Origin of the sequence: Amphibiibacter pelophylacis, from assembly GCF_037688875.1 — a bacterium.
GTDB lineage: Bacteria > Pseudomonadota > Gammaproteobacteria > Burkholderiales > Burkholderiaceae_C > Amphibiibacter > Amphibiibacter pelophylacis.
In genome coordinates this window covers 15,013-34,053 of the sequence record NZ_JAWDIE010000003.1, presented here as the reverse complement: position 1 = coordinate 34,053, position 19,041 = coordinate 15,013, and the positions used below count along the sequence as shown (strand labels likewise).

Here is a 19,041-nt window from a genome sequence, read left to right as displayed (position 1 = left end):
ACAATGAAAATATTGCTTATCACGGCTAATTTTGCTCCGCGGAGTGCATCTCCTGCGGTCAGAACTGTCAACTATGTCAAATATCTTGCTCGGCTTGGTCACGAAATTCATGTTGTCACGTATACCGATGAGTTCTTGACAATCTTTTCTGACGCTGATGATGAGTTGAGTAAAAAGGTACCTAGTTCGGTGCAGATATCGCGAGTACCTGCAGGAATTCTGAGACGAGCATTAAGCCGCCGCAGCGGTGGTGATCGCAAGAATGCGCAATTGGCAAAGAAATCCTTATCCAGCAACCCTCTAATCAGTCTTCTTGTGCCTGACCCGCATGTTGATTCGGTGCCGACCTTCATTAAGACTGGCTGTAGCATAATTGCTGAATGGAAGCCCGATGTTGTGATTACGCATGGATACCCTTTTTCTATGCACTGGGTAGGTGCTCGCATAAAAAAGCGATTTCCAACTCTTTTTTGGGTTGCTGATTATGGTGATCCATGGGTTGGTGATCCCGTTGTTGAATTGCCGCGCCCTCAATGGAGAAAGCGCTTGGATAAATGGCTAGAAAAGCGCTGGATTTCGTCAGCAGACCTGTTGACTGTGACTACTGAGCCCACAAAAGAACTTTACGAACAGCATTACTCTTTTTTGCAAGAGCGTATTGAGATTATTCCCATGGGGTTTGATCCGGATGATTTTGAGTCAATGCCGTTAAGGGGACGGCCTGGTCACCTTGCCGGAAAAATTTTATTCGTTCATGCGGGTAGGATTTACCCTCAGGCGCGTGATCCGTCACCACTTATTGAGGCGGTTGGCCAACTTGCTAGCCAGTGCCCTGCTTTGGCATCTAAGCTGGCAATCGTTTTAGTTGGTGAAACCGATCAAGAGGTTTTGCGGCTAATTAAATCCAACCAATGCGAGTCTTTTTTTCATATTCTTGAATGGGTTCCGGTGGCCGATAGTATTGCTTGGATGCGTCGTGCTGATTGGCTACTGCTTTTTGGGAATAAGGGTGGAATTCAAATTCCTGGGAAAATTTATCAATATATTGGGGCGAATCGCCCAATTTTCATGACTCAAATTAATTTGGCTGACCCGAGCGTCGATGTGGTTAATTCGACCGAAAATGCTGTTGTTGTGCCGAATGAGGCGGAATTTATTCTTGAAGCTTTGAAAAGTGTTCTGGGTGGAGAGGGATCGAATAACTCGACGCATCCAGTGTCTGATCGGAGCAGGTTTTCGTGGCCTGTATTGATGCATCGTTTATCGCAACGCATTGAGCTGATCCGATCTTAATTGAGACTTCTGAAATGCGAAAATTCTTTATTTTGGCTGGTTTTGCTGAATCATTAGTCGGTTTTCGTTTGCCACTGATTTCTGAATTACAAAATCAAGGTTTTGATGTGCATGTTGCAGCACCTGGCTTGCAGTTGAATAGTGATATTCGAAGGAGGCTTGAGCATCTAGGCCTGACTGTGCATGACGTGTCCATGGGTCGTCGATCGAAAAATCCTTTGCTTGATGTAAAAACACTCGTGTCGATTTTTTTTCTACTAAAAAATGTTCGGCCCGATTTTTTTCTTGGCTACACAATTAAGCCAGTCATCTATGGGTCCATAGCCGCTTGGCTGCTAAATGTACCTTGCCGCATTGCTTTAATCACTGGGCTGGGTAAAGCATTTTCTTTAAGCCAAAATCCCGGTGCTTTAGAGCGTCTCGTCCAAGGACTGTACACCTTTGCATTGGCAAAAGTCTCATTAACTTTTTTTCAGAACCCTGATGACGAACAGTTGTTTCGTCAACGGAAAATTCTGAGTGATTATTCGGCTTCTCAAGTTGTCAATGGTTCGGGTGTTGAAATTGATCGATTTCATGTTTCGCCAATGCCCAAAGAAACAACCTTTCTTCTTATTGCAAGACTCATTGATGGTAAAGGGGTTCGATTTTTTGCTGAAGCTGCACGTATAGTGCGCGCCAGTCATCCTGCAGTTAAATTTCTTCTTGTTGGGTGGATTGATGATGGTTCCGATGCCATTTCACAACCTGAGCTTGATAGCTGGATTTCTGCAGGATATATTCAGTTTCTGGGGAAATTATCTGACGTGCGTCCAGCTATCGCCATGAGCAGTGTTTTCGTTCTGCCGTCCTTTTATCGTGAAGGTACTCCAAGGACAATTCTTGAGGCTTTGGCTATGGGGCGTCCAATTATCACAACCAACACGCCAGGCTGCCGGGAAACAGTTCTTTCTGGTCAAAATGGGTTTCTTGTTGCTCCTCAGTCTACTACTTCACTGGTTGAGGCAATGCTTAAATTTATTGTATCTCCAGAGATTATTGAGCCAATGGGCCGTATTTCACGAAGTCTAGCTGAAAATAAGTATGATGTTAAGAAGGTAAATGCGGCAATGCTTTCGGCAATAACTGCTATCAGTTGACTGCTGCTTTGTCTTTATTTCTTTAGTTTTGCGGGTATTTGGTATGAAGATTTTCATAAGCGGTGTTGCTGGGTTTATTGGTATGCATGTTGCCCAAATCCTCTTGTCGCGTGGCGATGAGGTTTTTGGTTTTGATAATTTAAATGACTATTATGATCCGGCGTTAAAGCGGTTGCGTCTTGCGCAGCTACTTCCGCAGTCAAATTTTCGTTTTTTGAGGGGTGATGTATCTGATTATGATTTGCTTGCTTCGCTTTTTATGACTGAGCGGTTTACTTATGTCATTCATTTGGCGGCCCAGGCAGGTGTTCGTTATTCAATTTCAAATCCTAGTGCCTATGTTACGAGTAATTTGGTGGGTTTTGCTAACATTCTTGAAGTCTGTCGACAGGCCAATGTGAGTCATCTTGTTTATGCTAGTTCCAGTAGTGTGTATGGTGCCAATCGTGAGATGCCTTTTTCCGTGTCTGATAATGTTGATCATCCAATCAGCTTGTATGCTGCCACTAAAAAATCTAACGAATTAATGGCGCATTCGTACAGTCACTTATTCGATCTGCCAACTACAGGCCTTCGATATTTTACTGTTTATGGCCCTTGGGGGCGTCCTGATATGGCGCCATGGCTTTTTAGTGATGCCATCTTAGATGGGCGCCCTATTACTGTATTTAATAATGGTGAAATGTGGCGTGATTTCACATATATTGACGATATAGCGCAAGGTACTGTTCTTGCTTTGAATCGGATACCTCGACGTACTGGGCGGATAGACGATTTGAATTTGCGCGCTGGTGAAAGTGATGCTCCATATTCTGTTTATAATATTGGCAACAGCACGCCGGTTCGTTTGCTGGATTTCATCTCTTCGTTAGAGATTGCGCTTGGAAGAACTGCTATCAAGGAGTTTAAGCCCATGCAGCCCGGAGATGTTGTTTCTACCTCTGCTGATACGGATGCTTTTGTTCGTGCAGTTGGGTTTTCCCCTCAAGTTAATATTTCTGATGGATTGCCTCGGTGGGCGCAGTGGTTTTCCGAGTACAAATCATCAAAATTTACTCATTAAGGAAACACCCCAATCCCCCCCCCCCCTCTCCCCCCGGCCTGTAAGTTTCACCCAATAAATCAGGATTTTGCGTTGCTGTTGCTGGAAAATTTTTGACTTTGACGCGGTTCCTTAACTGTTTTCTTGTATTAATTTTCTATTTTTTGCTTTTACGCTATTTTGGGTAGCCTCTTTGCTATATGAAGCGCATATTTGATCTATTTTTTTCTGCTTTAGGCCTGCTGCTTCTTGTATTCCCGCTGCTGGTTCTGGTTGTTATGATCTGCCGCAATCTCGGCAGTCCCATTTTCTTCATTCAGGTTCGCCCCGGTCTGAATGGTAAACCCTTCCGCATGGTGAAGTTCCGCAGCATGACCGACGAGCGGGATTCAAACGGTGTGCTTTTGCCCGATGCACAGCGCCTTCCGCCTTTTGGCCGCTTTCTGCGCTCTACCAGTCTGGACGAATTGCCCGAGCTTTGGAATGTGCTCAAGGGTGAAATGAGCTTGGTGGGGCCGCGCCCGCTGCTGATGTCTTACCTGCCGCTGTATAGCGAGGACCAAGCCCGTCGCCACGAGGTTCGACCGGGCATTACCGGTTGGGCGCAGGTCAACGGGCGCAATGCGATCAGCTGGGAAGACAAGTTCCGGCTGGACGTCTGGTACGTGGACAACCAGAGCCTGGTGCTGGATATTCGCATCCTTTGGCTGACGGTGAAAAAGGTGCTGGTTCGCGATGGCATCAGTGCTGCGGGCGAGGCGACGATGTCACAGTTCACAGGAGCGGAATCGAAGAAGCGGAACTCATGAAACAGATTGCTGTTTTCGGCGCCAGTGGCTGCGGTCGAGGCGTCATGCCTTTGGTTCGTGCACAGTGGTCGAAAGTGCTCGATCCGTATGAGCTTGTGTTTGTGGATGATCATCCACCCGCCAGCCGGTTGAACGGCCATGCCGTTCTGACCTATGCGGCGTGGCTGCAGCGCCCGGCCAGCAGCCGACACATGTGCCTGGCCATCGCCAACAGCCGAGTTCGTGAGGCGCTGGTGCAACGCTGTGCGGCTGCTGGTGTGCAGTTTTTTGAAGTCCGCGCCTCCAATGTGGTCCAGATGGATGAAGTCTACGTTGGCGAAGGTGCCATACTCTGCCCCTTTGTGACCCTGACCAGCAATATCCGTATAGGCCGACAGTTTCATGCCAATCTGTACAGCTACGTTGAGCATGACTGTGTGATCGGTGATTACGTTACCTTTGCGCCCGGTGTGAAATGCAACGGCAATATTCATATTGAAGATCATGCCTATATTGGTACTGGCGCCATCATCAAGCAGGGCAAACCCGGCGAGCCACTGGTCATTGGCCGTGGTGCTGTTGTCGGCATGGGTGCAGTGGTGACCAAAAGCGTGCCAGCGGGTGCCACTTTGGTGGGCAACCCGGCCCGGCCATTGACGCGATAGTCTGAAGGTTTTGGCTGTGGCACCTTCCTCAATGATGCATCTAGCAGCGCTCATCGCTCAAGGTGAGTCGCAGACGCTGGAGCTGAAAAAGTCAACGGCTGAAAAAGACCGTGCCTGTCGCACTCTGTGTGCGATGGCCAATGGGGCGGGCGGGCTGGTCATTTTCGGCGTGACGCCAGCGGGGAAGGTGGTTGGGCAGCATGTAACAGACCAAACGCTGGAAGGGTTAGCGCACGAGTTTCAGGGGTTTGAGCCTCCTGTATTTCCTGAACTGGAGCGTCATTGTGTGGCCGGGGCTTCCGGCACTGCCCTGGAGTTGATCTGTGTCCGGGTGAACAAAGCCCTGCACGCTCCCGTGACCTTCCGGGGAGTCCCTTACGAGCGTGTTCTGAACACCACGCGGGTGATGGATCGGGCCGTGTATCAGCGCTCGTTGATCGACTCACTGCACGCGATATCGCGCTGGGAGACCGAAGCTGCTTCCGGCTGGAGTCTGTCTCAGCTGGATCATGACGAAATTCTCACGACAGTTGAAGAGGCGATACGCAGAGGGCGGATTGAAGAGCCCGGAACACGAGACGTGGCCCGGATGCTGCAGGGGCTGGGTTTGATGTGCCGCGATGGGCAGGTGTCCCGTGCGGCTGTGGCACTGTTTTGTCAGAATAGACATCCTGCCCCGGATTTCCCGCAGCTGCAGCTCAAAGTGGCCCGTTTCCGTGGGTTGGATCGCACCGAATTTTTGGATAATCGGCAGTTTTGGGGCAATGCGTTTGCTTTGATGCGCCAAGCCGAGCGCTTCCTGCTCGATTGGTTGCCGGTGGCCAGCCAGGTCTTACCTGACCAGATGGTGCGAACTGACAGCCCGGCATTGCCGCTGGAGGCGGTCCGTGAAGCGCTGGCCAATGCATTTGTGCACAGGGATTACAGCAGCGGTTCAGGCGCTGTGGCCTTGGCACTTTTTGATGACAGGCTGGAAGTGATTTCAACTGGACTGCTTCATTTTGGGCTTACACCCGCGCAGCTTTTTGAGCCGCACGAGTCCCGGCCTTGGAATCCCCTGATCGCTCATGCTTTTTACCGCCGTGGCTTGATCGAGTCCTGGGGCCGGGGGACATTGAAAATGGCCCAGGTTCTCCAGCAGGCTGGTTTGCCTGCCGCTGCCTTGCGCGAGCAGACAGACTCGCTCATCCTGACGTTTGCTTTTCCCCGTATGCCGGTGAAAACGCCGGTGAAAACGCCGGTGAAAACGCCGGTGAAAACGCCTGACCGTGTCCTTGCCATGCTGAGGGCTGATCCGCAGGCCACTGTTGCGGAAGTTGCTCTCGCCCTGGGGCGATCCATCAGCGCTGTCGAGCGTGTGGTGCGAAAGCTGCGTGAAGCGGGACAATTGCGACGCATCGGTGCCGACAAAGGGGGACGCTGGCTGGTGGGTGATACACCGTCAGAGTCTTCAAACGTGTCTGTTGAATGACACGGATACCAGTACAGAATTTATGCTCAATACCCCATTTTCCCCCTGGCCTTCCTTCACCCCCGAAGAAGCCGATGCTGCCCGCGATGTGATCCTGTCCAACAAGGTCAACTACTGGACGGGCACCGAGTGCCGCGAGTTTGAAAAGGAATTCGCCCCTTGGGCCGACAGCCGCCATGCGGTGGCCCTGTCCAACGGCACGCTGGCGCTGGATGTGGCGCTGAATGCACTGGGTATCTGCCCGGGGGATGAGGTGGTGGTGACGCCGCGCACCTTTATTGCGTCGATTTCGTGCGTGGTCAACGCCGGGGCGGTGCCGGTGTTTGCCGATGTGGATGCCGACAGCGCCAACATCACGCCCCAGACGGTGGCGGCGGTGCTGACGCCGCGCACGCGGGCGGTGATCTGTGTGCACCTGGCCGGTTGGCCTTGTGACATGGACGGCATGATGGCGCTGGCGGCGCAGCACGGCCTGAAAATCATCGAGGACTGTGCGCAGGCGCATGGGGCGCGCTACAAAGGGCGCAGCGTCGGCAGTGTCGGCCATGTGGGTGCGTGGTCCTTCTGTCAGGACAAGATCATGTCCACGGGCGGCGAGGGCGGCATGGTCACCACGCAGGACGAGGCGCTGTGGCGGTCCATGTGGTCGTACAAGGATCACGGCAAGAGCTACCAGGCGGTGTACGAGCGCCAGCATCCTCCGGGTTTTCGCTGGCTGCACGAAAGCTTTGGCACCAACTGGCGCATGCTGGAAGTGCAGGGCGCCATCGGCCGCATCCAGTTGCGCCGCATGGCCGACTGGACGGCTGCGCGCCGCGCCAACGCGGCACTGCTTGCGCAGGCGCTGGCGCCCTTCACGGGTGATGGCGGGCCGGTGCGGCTGCCGGTTCTGGATGAATCGGGTGGGTCCGTGCACGCCATGTACAAGTTCTACGCCTATGTGCGCCCCGACAATCTGCGGCCGGGCTGGACGCGCGATCGCATCGTCGCCGAAGTGAATGCGTTGGGTGTGCCGTGCTACCAGGGCTCGTGCTCCGAGGTCTATCTGGAAAAGGCATTTGACGGAACGGGCTGGCGGCCCAAGCAGCCGCTGCCGGTGGCCCGCCAGTTGGGTGAAACGTCGCTGATGCTGCTTGTTCATCCCACATTGACGGCGGATGAAATGGCCCGTGCCGCAAAGGCTCTGGTGCAGGTGCTGGGCCAGGCCGGGGTGCAGGGATGACGGTCAAGACCTGGCTGATCAGCCGTCCGCGCCGCGCCAAGCAGTTGCTGGTGGCGGTCAGCGATGTGGCGCTGAGTCTGCTGGCGTTGTGGCTGGCTTTTTTGCTGCGCCTGGACCGGGTTTATGTGCCCAAGCCGGACGACTGGGTGCTGTTTGCACTGGTGCCCGCCGTGGCGCTGCCCATGCTCTTCAGCTTTGGGGTTTATCGGGCGGTGTACCGCCATGCGGGGCTGAAGGCGTTTCATTCGCTGCTGCGCGCCATCATGCATTTTGCCTGGGTGTACGCAGTGCTGGCGGCGAGCCTGGTCTGGGGGCTGGGTCTGGATGCCCTGCTGTCGCGCTCGGTGCTGATCATCATGCCGCTGCTGCTGGCACTGCTGCTCAGCGTGCTGCGTGTGGCCGCCAATTACTGGCTCAACAGCAAAAAAATGTTTCGCAAGGTGGCCTTCACCAAGTTGCAGGTGCTGATTTATGGGGCGGGTTCGGCCGGCATCCAGACCATGCGCGCCATGCGCTCGGCGCCCGAGTTTTATGTGGTCGGTTTTCTGGACGACGACCCGGCGCTGCAGGGCCGCACCATAGACCGCACGCCGGTCTACGACCCGGCTGACCTGGACGGCGTGATCGAGCAGACCGGCGCCACAGACGTCGTTCTGGCCATGCCGTCTGCGCCCCGCACCCGGCGCAGCACCATCGTGGATCGGCTGCGAGCCTTCCCCATCCACGTGCGCACGCTTCCTGGCATGAGCGATCTGGCGCTGGGCAAGGTGCGCATCAGCGATCTGCGCGAGCTGGATATTGAAGACCTGCTGGGCCGTGATCCTGTGGCACCCGACGAGGCGCTGCTCCACCGTCACATCCGGGGCAAGACCGTGCTGGTGACGGGGGCCGGGGGCTCGATCGGCAGCGAACTGTGCCGCCAGATCGTGCAGGGTCAGCCTGTGTGCCTGATCCTGGTCGATGTCAGCGAATACGCGCTCTATGCCATTCACCGTGAGCTGGAAGGCTGGCAGCGCCAGCTACGGGTGGATGAAAGCGGCGAGGCTTATCTGGCTGCACAGACGCCGTGCCAGATCGTGCCGCTGCTGGCCTCGGTACGCGATCTGCCTCACATGCGCCGCATCATGCAGACATGGCGGCCTGCCACGGTTTACCACGCTGCAGCCTACAAGCACGTGCCCATGGTGGAGGGCAACGTGTCCGAAGGCGTGCGCAACAATGTTCTGGGCACGCTGCACGCGGCGCTGGCTGCGCGCGATGCCGGGGTCGAGGCCTTTGTGCTCATCAGCACCGACAAGGCCGTGCGTCCCACCAACATCATGGGGGCCAGCAAGCGTCTGGCCGAGCTGGTGCTGCAGGCGCTGGCCGCGCAGGACGGGGTTACAACCTGCTTCAGCATGGTGCGCTTTGGCAATGTGCTGGGCTCGTCGGGCTCGGTGGTGCCTTTGTTTCGCGAGCAGATCAAGGCAGGGGGCCCCATCACGGTGACCCATGCTGATGTCACGCGCTATTTCATGACCATCCCCGAGGCGGCGCAGCTGGTGATCCAGGCCGGTGCTATGGCCCACGGCGGGGATGTTTTTGTCCTGGACATGGGCGAGCCTGTAAAAATCAGCCAGCTGGCCCGGCGCATGATCGAGCTGTCCGGCCTGACCGTGCGGGATACGGCCAACCCATCGGGCGATATCGCCATTGCGGTAACGGGCTTGCGCCCCGGCGAAAAGCTGTATGAAGAGCTGCTGATCGGCGACAACCCCAGGCCCACCAGCCACCCGCGCATCATGAAGGCGGTCGAGGTGCACCTGTCCTGGAGCGAGCTGCAAAAATACCTTCAGCAGCTGGATCTGGCCTTCGAATACAACGACGTTCCTGCCGTACGCCGCATTCTGGCCCAACTGGTCAGCGGCTTTGCCGAGCACGGCGAGGTGGTTGATTCGCTCTTCGTGCAGGAGCACGTCCCCGTCAGCTAAGCCCACATTCCCCTCCCTCGCAGGGGTGGCGCAGCCAGGTTCGTTGCAGGCCGGCTCAGCGCCCCGCCCACGCCGTCAGCAGATCGGGCCACTGCGGCCGCCAGCGCAGCTCGGCGCGGATGCGGGCGGGGTCGATGCGGCGGGATTCTTCCAGAAAGCTCAGGCGCATCGGCGTGGTCAGGCCGCGCAGCTCGGCCAGTGGCACGCGGGGCAGGCGGGGGCGGCCTGTGGCGTCGGCCAAGGCGTCCAGATCATCGCCCTGGCGGGTGCAGGCCTGATCGCGCAGGTGGTAGACGCGGCCCGCCGGCGCGCGCCAATGGGCCAGCCACAGGGCGCGGGCCAAGTCGTCGGCGTGGATGCGGTTGACCCAGACATCGTCCTGCGGCGTCAGCAGCGGGGTCGGGTCGTCCAGGCGGTCCAGCGGGTTGCTGGCGCGGTCGAAGGCGTAAATGCCCGGCACGCGCAGCACGCTGATGCGCGGCGCGGGGCGCGAATACCGGGTTCGCACGCTTTGGCCCCAGCCACGCCACAGCGCCTCGGCGGCGACACGGCGCCGGGCGCGCGGGGTGCGGGGCGACAGCGGGCGGGTTTCGCGCACCAATGCACCGCCGCAGTCACCGTAAACGCCGGTGGTGCTGGCGTAAACCAGGCGGGACAGCCGGGGCGCCTGGCCAGGTTTTCGCCGCCAGCCGGGATGGCGCAGCGCCCGCAGCAGCGCCTGGCTGCGCGGATCGCCTTCGCCTTGCGCGGGCGGCGGGGCCAGATGAATGACGTGGGCCAGCCACGGCCCCAGGCGGCGCAGGCTGGCTGCACTGTCCAGATCGCCCGCCAGCACCTGGGCGCCCAGATTGCGCAGCGGCTGCGCCTTGGCCGGGCTGCGGACCAGCGCCAGCACCTGGGCTTTGCGCCCGATCTGGCGCAGCAGCCGCTGGCCGACATCGCCGCAGCCCACGATCAGCACGCGGCGGCGGCGGAAGCGGCGGGGGAGGGTCATGCGCGGGTCTTCCTCATGCCTTCATTTGCCCTTCGCCTCCTTCAGCGCCGTCACGCGGTTGAACACCGGCGTGGCTGCGCTGTGGTCGCGCTCGTCGCTGACGAAGTAGCCGTGGCGCTCGAACTGCCAGTGCGCCAGCGGTGGCGCGGCGACCAGGTCGGGGCTGACAAAAGCCTGCACGCGCTGCAGCGACTGCGGGTTGACGTGCTGCATCCAGTCGTCGCCGTCCAGGCTGGGCTGTTCTTCCAGGAAGAGGTGATCAAAGAGGCGCACCTCGGCGGCCACGGCCTCGTGCTGGCCCAGCCAGGTCACCACGCCTTTGACTTTGACGCTGTCCGCGCCGGGCGTGCCGCTTTTGGTGTCGGGCACGACGTGGGCGTGGACGCGCACGGGCTGGCCGTCGGCGCCCGCCTCAAAGCCGGTGCATTCGATGACGTAACCGTACTTCAGTCGCACCTTGCTGCCCGGTTTGGCCTGACCGGCCGCGTCGGTGTGCGGCGGGAAGAGCCGGAAGAAGCCCTTGGACGGCACGGCAGCAAAATCATCCAGCTCGATCCAGACGCGCGGCCCCAGCGTGAAGGGGCGCTGACCGCGTTCGGGGTGGTGCGGGTGCAGCGGCGCGGCGCAGGGTTCGCGGTGGCTGTCGCTGCCAAAGACGTCGGCCCAGTTGTCCAGGACCAGTTCCAGCGGCTGGAGGATGGCGACGGCGCGGTCGGCCTTGGCGTCCAGATCGTCGCGCAGGGCGATGTCCAGCACGCTGTAATCGTTCCAGGCATTGGCTTTGCTGGCGCCGGTGCGCTCGGCCATCAGCTGCAGGCTGGCGGCGGTGTAGCCCCGGCGGCGCAGCCCGGCGATGGTCGGCAGGCGCGGGTCGTCCCAGCCGCTGACCACGCCCTGCTGCACCATCTGCAGCAGCTTGCGCTTGCTGGTGACGACGTGCGTCAGGTTCAGGCGGGCGAACTCGTACTGGCGCGGCAGCGGCGCGGCCAGCAGCGCCTGGCCCTCGACCGGGCGCGAGAGCTGCTCCAGCAGCCAGTCGTAAAAGGGGCGCTGGTCTTCGAACTCCAGCGTGCAGATGCTGTGGCTGATGCGCTCCAGCGCGTCCTCGATGGGGTGCGCGAAGGTGTACATCGGGTAGATGCACCAGGCGTCGCCCGTGCGGTGGTGCGCGGTGTGGCGGATGCGGTAGATGGCCGGATCGCGCAGGTTCATGTTCGGGCTGGCCATGTCGATTTTCGCGCGCAGCACGGCGGCGCCGTCGGGCAGCCCGCCGGCCTTCATGGCGGCGAAGCGCGCCAGGTTCTCGTCCACGCTGCGGCCCCGGAAAGGGCTGTCGGTGCCGGGCGTGGCGAAATCACCGCGCTGGCGGCGCATGTCGTCGGCGCTCTGCTCGTCCACGTAGGCCAGCCCCAGGCGGATCAGGTGGACGGCGGCGCGGTGCATCAGATCGAAGTAATCGCTGGCGAAGTAGAGGTTTTCGCCGCCCCGCGAGGCGCTGCTGGCCCAGTCAAAGCCCAGCCAGCGCACGTCGCGCAGAATGGCTCGGACGTATTCGTCGTCCTCTTTTTCGGGGTTGGTGTCGTCAAAGCGCATGTGGCACAGGCCGCCGTAATCGCGCGCCAGCCCGAAGTTCAGGCAGATGCTTTTGGCGTGGCCGATGTGCAGATAGCCGTTGGGCTCGGGCGGAAAGCGCAGGCGCACGGCGGCCGGATCAAGCTCGCCCTGGGCATGGAAAGCCGCGTCGCCCGCGCCACCGCCCCAGCGCCGCTGGGCGTAAGTGCCTGCGGCCAGATCGCGCTCGATGGCCTGGCGCAGGAAGTTGCTGGGCCGCGCCGGACTTTCTGTCGTGGTCGGGGTCGCGGTTTCGGGGGCGGGAGGAGCTGCGTTGGGCGTGTTCATGGCGTTACCGGAAGGGTCGGCTGTCAGGCCGCTTATTGTAGTCGGCGGTCATGCCCTGGCTGCGGGGTGGGCCAAGGCCGGAAATGGGGGGGATCATCCTGTAAAATCAATCTTTTACAGTGATGCGGAAGTGGTTGGAACAATGGATACGGTCTGGATGAGGGCGGGTGCGCTGCTGATGGCGCTGGCGGTGGCTGCGGGGGCGTTTGGCGCGCATGGGCTCAAACGCATCCTGACGGTGGACCAGCTGGCCGTCTGGCAGACGGCGGTGCTGTATCACCTGATCCACGGCCTGGGCCTGATCCTGGTCGCCCAGGGCATGAGCCACGCCAGCGGCCCCTGGCTGGTGCGCAGCGCCGCGCTGCTGCTGGCGGGCACGGTGCTGTTCTCCGGATCGCTCTATGCCATCACCCTCACGGGCGCCACGTGGCTGGGGCCCGTCACGCCGCTGGGCGGCGTCTGCCTGATCGCGGGCTGGCTGTGCCTGCTGCGCGCGGCCTGGAGCAGCTGAGCCGCTCCGGCTGCGCGGCAGCCCCTGGCATTTAATCCAGCAGTTCCACGTCAAAAACCAGCGTGGCGTTGGGCGGAATCACGCCGCCCGCACCGCGGGCGCCATAGCCCAGATGCGGCGGGATCAGCAGGCGGCGCTGGCCGCCGGGCTGCATGCCCGCCACGCCCTCGTCCCAGCCCCGGATGACCTGACCCAGGCCCAGCGCGAAGCTGAAGGCTTGGCCCCGGTCGCGGCTGGAATCGAACTTGGCGCCCTTGCCCTCGGGCGCATCGGCGTCGTACAGCCAGCCGGTGTAGTGCACGCGCACGCGGCGCCCCGGGCGGGCGGCGTCGCCATTGCCCGCTTTCAGTTCGGTGATTTCGATGCCGGGTGGGGGCGCCAGGCGTTCGACCTCAAAAACCAGCGTGGCGTTGGGCGGAATGTCTGACCCGGCGCCCTCGCGTCCGTAGGCCAGCTCGGGGGGAATCAGCAGTTCGCGGCGGCCGCCCGTGCGCAGGCCGACCAGCCCCTGGTCCCAGCCGGGGATGACCATGCCCGCGCCCAGGTGCAGATCAAACGGTTCGCCGTGATCGCGGCTGCTGTCGAAGGCGCGTCCGCGTCCGCCCTCGCGGGCCGGGTCGTGCAGCCAGCCACTGTAGTGCACCGTCAGGGTGTCGCCCGAAACGGCCGGTTCGCCCGTGCCGGGTTCGGTGTCGCGGAACTTCAGCCCGCCAGGCAGTTCGGTCCAGTCTGAAGAAGCAGCGTCGGGAGTCGTCATCACAGGGGTCCTTGAAAGGCTGGGGGAAAATCGGTGGGAATGATACGGGCGGCGTGTTACTGGATCTGCTCCAGGTTCCACTGGTTGAGGCGTTTGACCAGGCTGTGGTCCAGGCGCGGCAGCAGGTCCTGGATGTGGCTCAGGTGCGTGCTGCCGTCGGCGTCGATGTCGCGCACGGGCGCGCTCCAGATCGACTGCGGGAAATGCGTGTCCCAGCCAAAGCGCGCCACCACGTGCCAGTGCAGGTGGGGCACGACGTTGCCCAGGCTCGCCAGGTTGATCTTGTCGGGCGAGAGCTGCTCGCGCAGCAGCTGCTCGATCACGGTGACGACTTCCATGCAGCGCTGGCGGTCGCTGGGGCCCAGTTCGGACCATTCGGTGGCGTGTTCGCGCCAGATCACGCGGTAGTAGGCCGGGAAGAGCGGCATGTCCAGCACGCGCACCACGTGCAGCGTGTCGTGCGACCAGATGCGCAGCCACTGGCTGGTCACCGGCGTGACGTCGCACAGCGGACAGGCCATGTGCGCCGGAAGGCCCGGTACGGCGGTCACAGCAGCACCCGTTCGATGCCACCGCGGTTGGCGCGTTCGACGTAATCGGGCATCCAGTTGTCTCCCAGCAGGCGCTTGGCCATTTCCACGACGATGTAATCCGCCTCCAGCAGGCCGCCCTGCAGATCACTGCCGAAGCGGCTCAGGCCGGTCAGGCAGGCCGGGCAGCTGGTGAGGATCTTGATGTCGCCCGTGGCGCCGTGCTGTTCGCGAAGCAGGGTTTCGTTGCGCTGCAGCTCTTCCGCTTTGCGAAAGCGCACCTGCGTGGCAATGTCCGGGCGGGCGACGGCCAGTGTACCTGACGTGCCACAGCAGCGGTCGCTGGCCAGCACAGCGTCGCCGACCAGGCCTTTGACGGTGGTCATGGGCGCCTGCAGCTTCATCGGGCTGTGGCAGGGGTCGTGAAACAGGTAGCTGCCGGTGTTGTCGGCGGGCAGGGTGATGCCCTTTTCAAGCAGGAATTCGTGGATGTCGATGATGCGGCAGCCGGGGAAAATCTGCTCGAACTGGTAGCCCTGGAGCTGATCGTAGCAGGTGCCACAGCTGACCACCACGGTCTTGATATCGAGGTAGTTCAGCGTGTTGGCGACGCGGTGGAAGAGCACCCGGTTGTCGGTGATCATGGCGTCGGCCTTGTCAAAATCGCCGCTGCCGCGCTGCGGGTAGCCGCAGCACAGCTGGCCGGGCGGCAGCACCGTCTGCACATTGGCCTGCCACAGCATGGCCTGCGTGGCCAGCGCGACCTGGCTGAACAGGCGCTCGCTGCCGCAGCCGGGGAAATAGAACACCGCCTCGGATTCGGACGTGGTCGTGGCCGGGTTGCGCAGGATGGGCACGTAGGCGCGGTCTTCGATGTCCAGCAGCGCGCGGGCGGTTTTCTTGGGCAGGCCGCCAGGCATCTTGCGGTTGATGAAGTGGATGACCTGCTCGCGCAGTGGCGCCGTGCCCACCGTGGCGGGCGGGCGCGCGAGCTGCTGGCGCACCGGCGCCTTCAGCAGCTGGTTGGCGGCGTTGATGGCGCGGCCGCCCCAGTCGATCACGCCCTTGCGCATCACGTTGATGACGGCAGCGTTCTGGGTGTTGAGCATGGCCATGGTCACCGCCGCAGCGGGGCGCAGGCTTTTGCGGCCCATTTTGCGCAGCAGGTTGCGCATGTTCATGGACACGTCGCCGAAATCGATATCGACCGGGCAGGGCGTGTAGCACTTGTGGCAGACCGTGCAGTGGTCGGCCACGTCCTCAAACTCGGACCAGTGCGCGATGGACACGCCGCGCCGCGTCTGTTCCTCGTACAGGAAGGCCTCGATCAGCAGGCTGGTGGCCAGGATTTTGTTGCGCGGGCTGTAGAGCAGGTTGGCGCGCGGCACGTGCGTGGCGCACACGGGCTTGCACTTGCCGCAGCGCAGGCAGTCCTTGACCGAGGCGCTGATCTCGCCGATCTCCGAGCGCTGCATGATCAGCGATTCGTGCCCCATCAGCCCGAAGCTGGGCGTGTAGGCGTGCGTCAGGTCGCTGGCGCGCTGGCCGCTGACCGTCTGGCGCAGCAGCTTGCCGCGGTTGAAGTGGCCGTTGGGATCGATGCGCGCCTTGTAGTCGGCGAAGGGCGCCAGCTCGGCGTCGGACAGGAACTCCAGCTTGGTGATGCCGATGCCGTGTTCGCCCGAAATCACGCCGTCCAGGCGGCGGGCCAGCGCCATGATGCGGCGCACCGCTTCGTGGGCGGTCTGCATCATGGCGTAATCGTCGGAGTTGACGGGGATGTTGGTGTGCACATTGCCGTCGCCCGCGTGCATGTGCAGCGCGATCCAGACGCGGCCCTTGAGCACCTTCTGGTGCAGCTCGCTGCACTGCGCCAGGATGGGCGCGAAGGCCACGCCGCTGAAAATGCGCTGCAGCGGCTCGCGCAGCTGGGTCTTCCAGGACGCGCGCATCGCGTGCGACTGCAGGGGTTCGAAGTAAGCGCGGCCTTCGGCGTCGGGCGTGTCCAGGTGATCCAGCCAGTGCGTCCACAGGCCGCCGACCTCGTCCAGCAGCGCGCGCGCCTGCGCCACACGGTCGCCCAGAAGATCCTGCGTGGCGGCGCTGCCGTCTTCGCTGCGGCCCAGTGGCAGCGGGCTGCTGGCGAAAAAGCCGCGCAGCGCGGCGACAAGGTCCAGCTTGTTGCGCAGGCTGAGTTCGATGTTCAGGCGCTCGATGCCGTTGGTGTACTCGCCCATGCGCGGCAGCGGAATCACCACGTCTTCGTTGATCTTGAAGGCGTTGGTGTGGCGGCTGATGGCGGCGGTGCGCTTGCGGTCGGCCCAGAACTTCTTGCGTGCTTCGGGGCTGACGGCGACAAAGCCTTCGCCCGCGCGGCCGTTGGCCAGGCGGATGACCTCGCTGGTGACGCGGGCCACAGCATCGGCGTCATCGCCGACGATGTCGCCGATCAACACCATTTTGGGCAGACCGCTGCCGCTGCTGGCGGCGCCGCGCTGGCTCTTGGTGGCGTAGCCCACGGCGCGCAGGTAGCGGTCGTCCAGGTGCTCCAGCCCGGCCAGCAGCACGCCCGAGCGTTTCTGCTCGGCGAACATGAAATCCTTGATGTCCACGATGCTGGGCACGGCGTCGTGCGCGTTGCCAAAGAACTCCAGGCAGACGGTGCGCGTGTGCGCGGGCATGCGGTGCAGCACCCAGCGGCAGCTGGTGATCAGGCCGTCACAGCCTTCTTTCTGAACGCCGGGCAGACCGGCCAGGAATTTGTCGGTGACGTCTTTGCCCAGGCCTTCCTTGCGGAACGTGCGCCCGGGGATGACCAGGGTTTCGGTGCGCTGCAGATGCTGGCCGCTGGCGTCGAAGTAGCGCAGCTCGAAAGTGGCCTGCTCGGCATCGTGGATCTTGCCCATGTTGTGATCCATGCGGACCACTTCCAGCCACTGCGCGTCGGGCGTGACCATTTTCCAGGAGGCCAGATTGTCCAGTGCCGTGCCCCACAGCACGGCCTTCTTGCCGCCCGCGTTCATGGCGATGTTGCCGCCCACGCAGGACGCTTCGGCGCTGGTCGGATCGACCGCAAACACCAGGCCCGCGCCATCGGCCACGTCGGCCACGCGCTGGGTGACCACACCGGCTTCGGCGCGCACGGTGGCGACGGGCTGGCTGTGGCCGGGCAGGGTGACCATCTCGACGCCGGACAGGGCTTCGAGCTTCTCGGTGTTGATGACGGCGCTTTTCCAGGTCAGCGGCACGGCGCCGCCGGTGTAGCCGGTGCCGCCGCCGCGCGGCACGATGGTCAGGCCCAGCGTGATGCAGTCCTGCACCAGCGCGGCCATTTCGGCCTCGGAATCGGGCGTGAGCACGACAAAGGGGTATTCGATGCGCCAGTCGGTGGCGTCGGTGACATGGCTGACGCGCGACAGGCCATCAAACTTGATGTTGTCCCTGGCCGTGTGCCGCCCCAGCAGGCGGCGGGCGCGCTGACGCAGACCGGCGACCAGGCCAAAGCGCTGGTCGAACTGGGCCACGGCTTCGCGGGCGCGCTGCAAAAGCTGGCCGACCAGAGCGTCGCGCTCCGGATCCTGATCGGGCTGGCGGCGTTTTTCGATCTCGCCCAGGCGGTGGTGCAGGGCGTCGATGAGCTGTTGGCGGCGTTTGGCGTTGCGCAGCAGATCGTCTTCCAGATAGGGGTTGCGCTGCACCACCCAGATGTCGCCCAGGACCTCGTAGAGCATCCGGGCGCTGCGGCCGGTGCGGCGCTCGCTGCGCAGCTGCTCCAGCGTGTCCCAGGCGCTGTCGCCCAGCAGGCGCTGGACGATCTCGCGGTCGGACAGCGAGGTGTAGTTGTAAGGAATCTCGCGCAGGCGGGGCGTTTCGCTCGCGCGGTCATCGGACAGGGTGCTTTCGGGCAGGATCAGCGGTGAGTTCATGGGCTGGGCAGTCTGTCGCGGACAATCCGCTATTGTCCCCGACAATCGCACGTCCTGCCCTGCGCAGGGCATCCCGGGGCCTGGCGCGTCAGGGCGCGTGTGGCGGGGCCGTCTGGCGATGCGGGATAATCGCCCTTCGCCTGAACTCTAGGAAACCCCACTGTGTTTGCCATTATTCAAGCTGCGGGCTGGCCGATCTGGCCGCTTTTACTGGCCTCGGTGCTGACGCTGGCCTTTGTCATCGAGCGCGCGATTTTCCTGCGCCGCCCACGCATCGCGCCGCCCAAACTGCTGGACGACGTGCTGGGCTACACCCGCCGCCAGACCATGGCGCCGTCGGCCGTGCAGGCGCTGAGCCACAACTCGCTGCTGGGCCAGGTGCTGGCGGGCGGCCTGCAGGCCCACGCCCAGAGCTGGATCAACGACGAAGCGCGCCAGCAGGGCGTGCGCCAGGGCTTCGAGCGCGCGGGCCGCGACGCCATCGCCGCCATGGAGCGCTACCTGGGCGCGCTGGGTACGCTGGCCTCGGCCGCGCCGCTGCTGGGCCTGCTGGGCACGGTGATCGGCATGATCGAGATTTTCACCGCGCAGGGCGCCATGGGCAGCAGCCCGGCGCAACTGGCCAGCGGCATCGCCGTGGCGCTGTACAACACGGCGCTGGGCCTGCTGGTCGCCATTCCGGCGCTGGTCGCGCACCGCTACTTCCGCGCCCGCGTCAATGGCTTCATCGCCGAGCTGGAAAACGCCAGCGAGCGCCTTTACCAGCAGTTGATGCTGCACAGCCCCGAGCCCGCCGTGAGCGTGCGCCCGGCCGCCCCGGCCGCCTGAGTCCCA

The 19,041-nt window shown here is 61.8% G+C and carries 15 protein-coding genes and 1 pseudogene; 10 read left to right on the top strand and 6 right to left on the bottom strand.

The window, feature by feature from the left end:
• Positions 1–3: 3 nt before the first annotated feature.
• The 8 genes from RV045_RS02360 (at position 4) to RV045_RS02325 (ending at position 9,590) form a co-directional block, all read left to right on the top strand.
• Positions 4–1,293 carry a glycosyltransferase gene (locus tag RV045_RS02360; RefSeq protein WP_423234157.1) on the top strand — a complete coding sequence of 430 codons (1,290 nt, stop codon included), beginning with the start codon at positions 4–6 and terminating at the stop codon, positions 1,291–1,293.
• 14 nt (positions 1,294–1,307) lie between these two features.
• Entirely contained in the window at positions 1,308–2,432 is a 1,125-nt protein-coding gene (locus tag RV045_RS02355) for a glycosyltransferase family 4 protein (RefSeq protein ID WP_423234156.1), read from the top strand.
• A gap of 43 nt (positions 2,433–2,475) precedes the next feature.
• Positions 2,476–3,495 carry an NAD-dependent epimerase gene (locus RV045_RS02350; RefSeq protein WP_423234155.1) on the top strand — a complete coding sequence of 340 codons (1,020 nt, stop codon included), beginning with the start codon at positions 2,476–2,478 and terminating at the stop codon, positions 3,493–3,495.
• A 179-nt stretch (positions 3,496–3,674) separates the two neighbouring features.
• The gene (locus RV045_RS02345; RefSeq protein ID WP_423234154.1) at positions 3,675–4,283 is read left to right on the top strand and encodes a sugar transferase; all 609 of its coding nucleotides are present in this window, start codon (positions 3,675–3,677) and stop codon (positions 4,281–4,283) included.
• On the top strand, positions 4,280–4,927 hold the full coding sequence (locus tag RV045_RS02340; protein WP_423234153.1) for an acetyltransferase: 648 nt from the start codon (positions 4,280–4,282) through the stop codon (positions 4,925–4,927). The genes RV045_RS02345 and RV045_RS02340 overlap by 4 nt, the downstream gene beginning before the upstream one ends.
• A 16-nt stretch (positions 4,928–4,943) precedes the next feature.
• The gene (locus tag RV045_RS02335) at positions 4,944–6,398 is read left to right on the top strand and encodes an RNA-binding domain-containing protein (protein ID WP_423234152.1); all 1,455 of its coding nucleotides are present in this window, start codon (positions 4,944–4,946) and stop codon (positions 6,396–6,398) included.
• Positions 6,399–6,420: 22 nt separating this feature from the next.
• Positions 6,421–7,620: a DegT/DnrJ/EryC1/StrS family aminotransferase gene (locus RV045_RS02330; RefSeq protein ID WP_423234151.1), complete on the top strand. Its 1,200-nt coding sequence runs from the start codon at positions 6,421–6,423 to the stop codon at positions 7,618–7,620.
• Positions 7,617–9,590: a polysaccharide biosynthesis protein gene (locus tag RV045_RS02325; RefSeq protein WP_423234150.1), complete on the top strand. Its 1,974-nt coding sequence runs from the start codon at positions 7,617–7,619 to the stop codon at positions 9,588–9,590. Before RV045_RS02330 ends, RV045_RS02325 begins: the two co-directional genes overlap by 4 nt.
• 55 nt (positions 9,591–9,645) lie before the next feature.
• Here the strand turns inward: RV045_RS02325 and RV045_RS02320 are convergent, their stop codons facing one another.
• Positions 9,646–10,584: an NAD-dependent epimerase/dehydratase family protein gene (locus RV045_RS02320; protein WP_423234149.1), complete on the bottom strand. Its 939-nt coding sequence runs from the start codon at positions 10,582–10,584 to the stop codon at positions 9,646–9,648.
• 21 nt (positions 10,585–10,605) lie between these two features.
• On the bottom strand, positions 10,606–12,483 hold the full coding sequence (gene glnS / locus RV045_RS02315) for a glutamine--tRNA ligase (RefSeq protein WP_423234148.1): 1,878 nt from the start codon (positions 12,481–12,483) through the stop codon (positions 10,606–10,608).
• 142 nt (positions 12,484–12,625) lie between these two features.
• On the opposite strand from glnS, the gene RV045_RS02310 reads away from it, so the two are divergent.
• The gene (locus RV045_RS02310; protein ID WP_423234147.1) at positions 12,626–12,994 is read left to right on the top strand and encodes a DUF423 domain-containing protein; all 369 of its coding nucleotides are present in this window, start codon (positions 12,626–12,628) and stop codon (positions 12,992–12,994) included.
• A 31-nt stretch (positions 12,995–13,025) separates the two neighbouring features.
• Here the strand turns inward: RV045_RS02310 and RV045_RS02305 are convergent, their stop codons facing one another.
• The 4 genes and pseudogenes from RV045_RS02305 to RV045_RS02290 form a co-directional block, all read right to left on the bottom strand.
• Positions 13,026–13,376 (bottom strand): FKBP-type peptidyl-prolyl cis-trans isomerase, encoded by a 351-nt coding sequence (locus tag RV045_RS02305; protein ID WP_423234323.1) that lies wholly within the window; start codon positions 13,374–13,376, stop codon positions 13,026–13,028.
• A gap of 15 nt (positions 13,377–13,391) precedes the next feature.
• Positions 13,392–13,751: pseudogene (locus RV045_RS02300) on the bottom strand (FKBP-type peptidyl-prolyl cis-trans isomerase); the annotation flags it as partial.
• A 56-nt stretch (positions 13,752–13,807) separates the two neighbouring features.
• Complete coding sequence (locus RV045_RS02295) at positions 13,808–14,302, bottom strand: HIT family protein (protein WP_423234146.1); 495 nt, start codon at positions 14,300–14,302, stop codon at positions 13,808–13,810.
• Positions 14,299–18,207: a DUF3683 domain-containing protein gene (locus RV045_RS02290; protein ID WP_423234145.1), complete on the bottom strand. Its 3,909-nt coding sequence runs from the start codon at positions 18,205–18,207 to the stop codon at positions 14,299–14,301. Before RV045_RS02290 ends, RV045_RS02295 begins: the two co-directional genes overlap by 4 nt.
• Positions 18,208–18,369: 162 nt before the next feature.
• Between RV045_RS02290 and RV045_RS02285 the strand changes: the two genes are divergently transcribed.
• Positions 18,370–19,035 carry a MotA/TolQ/ExbB proton channel family protein gene (locus RV045_RS02285; protein ID WP_423234144.1) on the top strand — a complete coding sequence of 222 codons (666 nt, stop codon included), beginning with the start codon at positions 18,370–18,372 and terminating at the stop codon, positions 19,033–19,035.
• Positions 19,036–19,041: the final 6 nt, after the last annotated feature.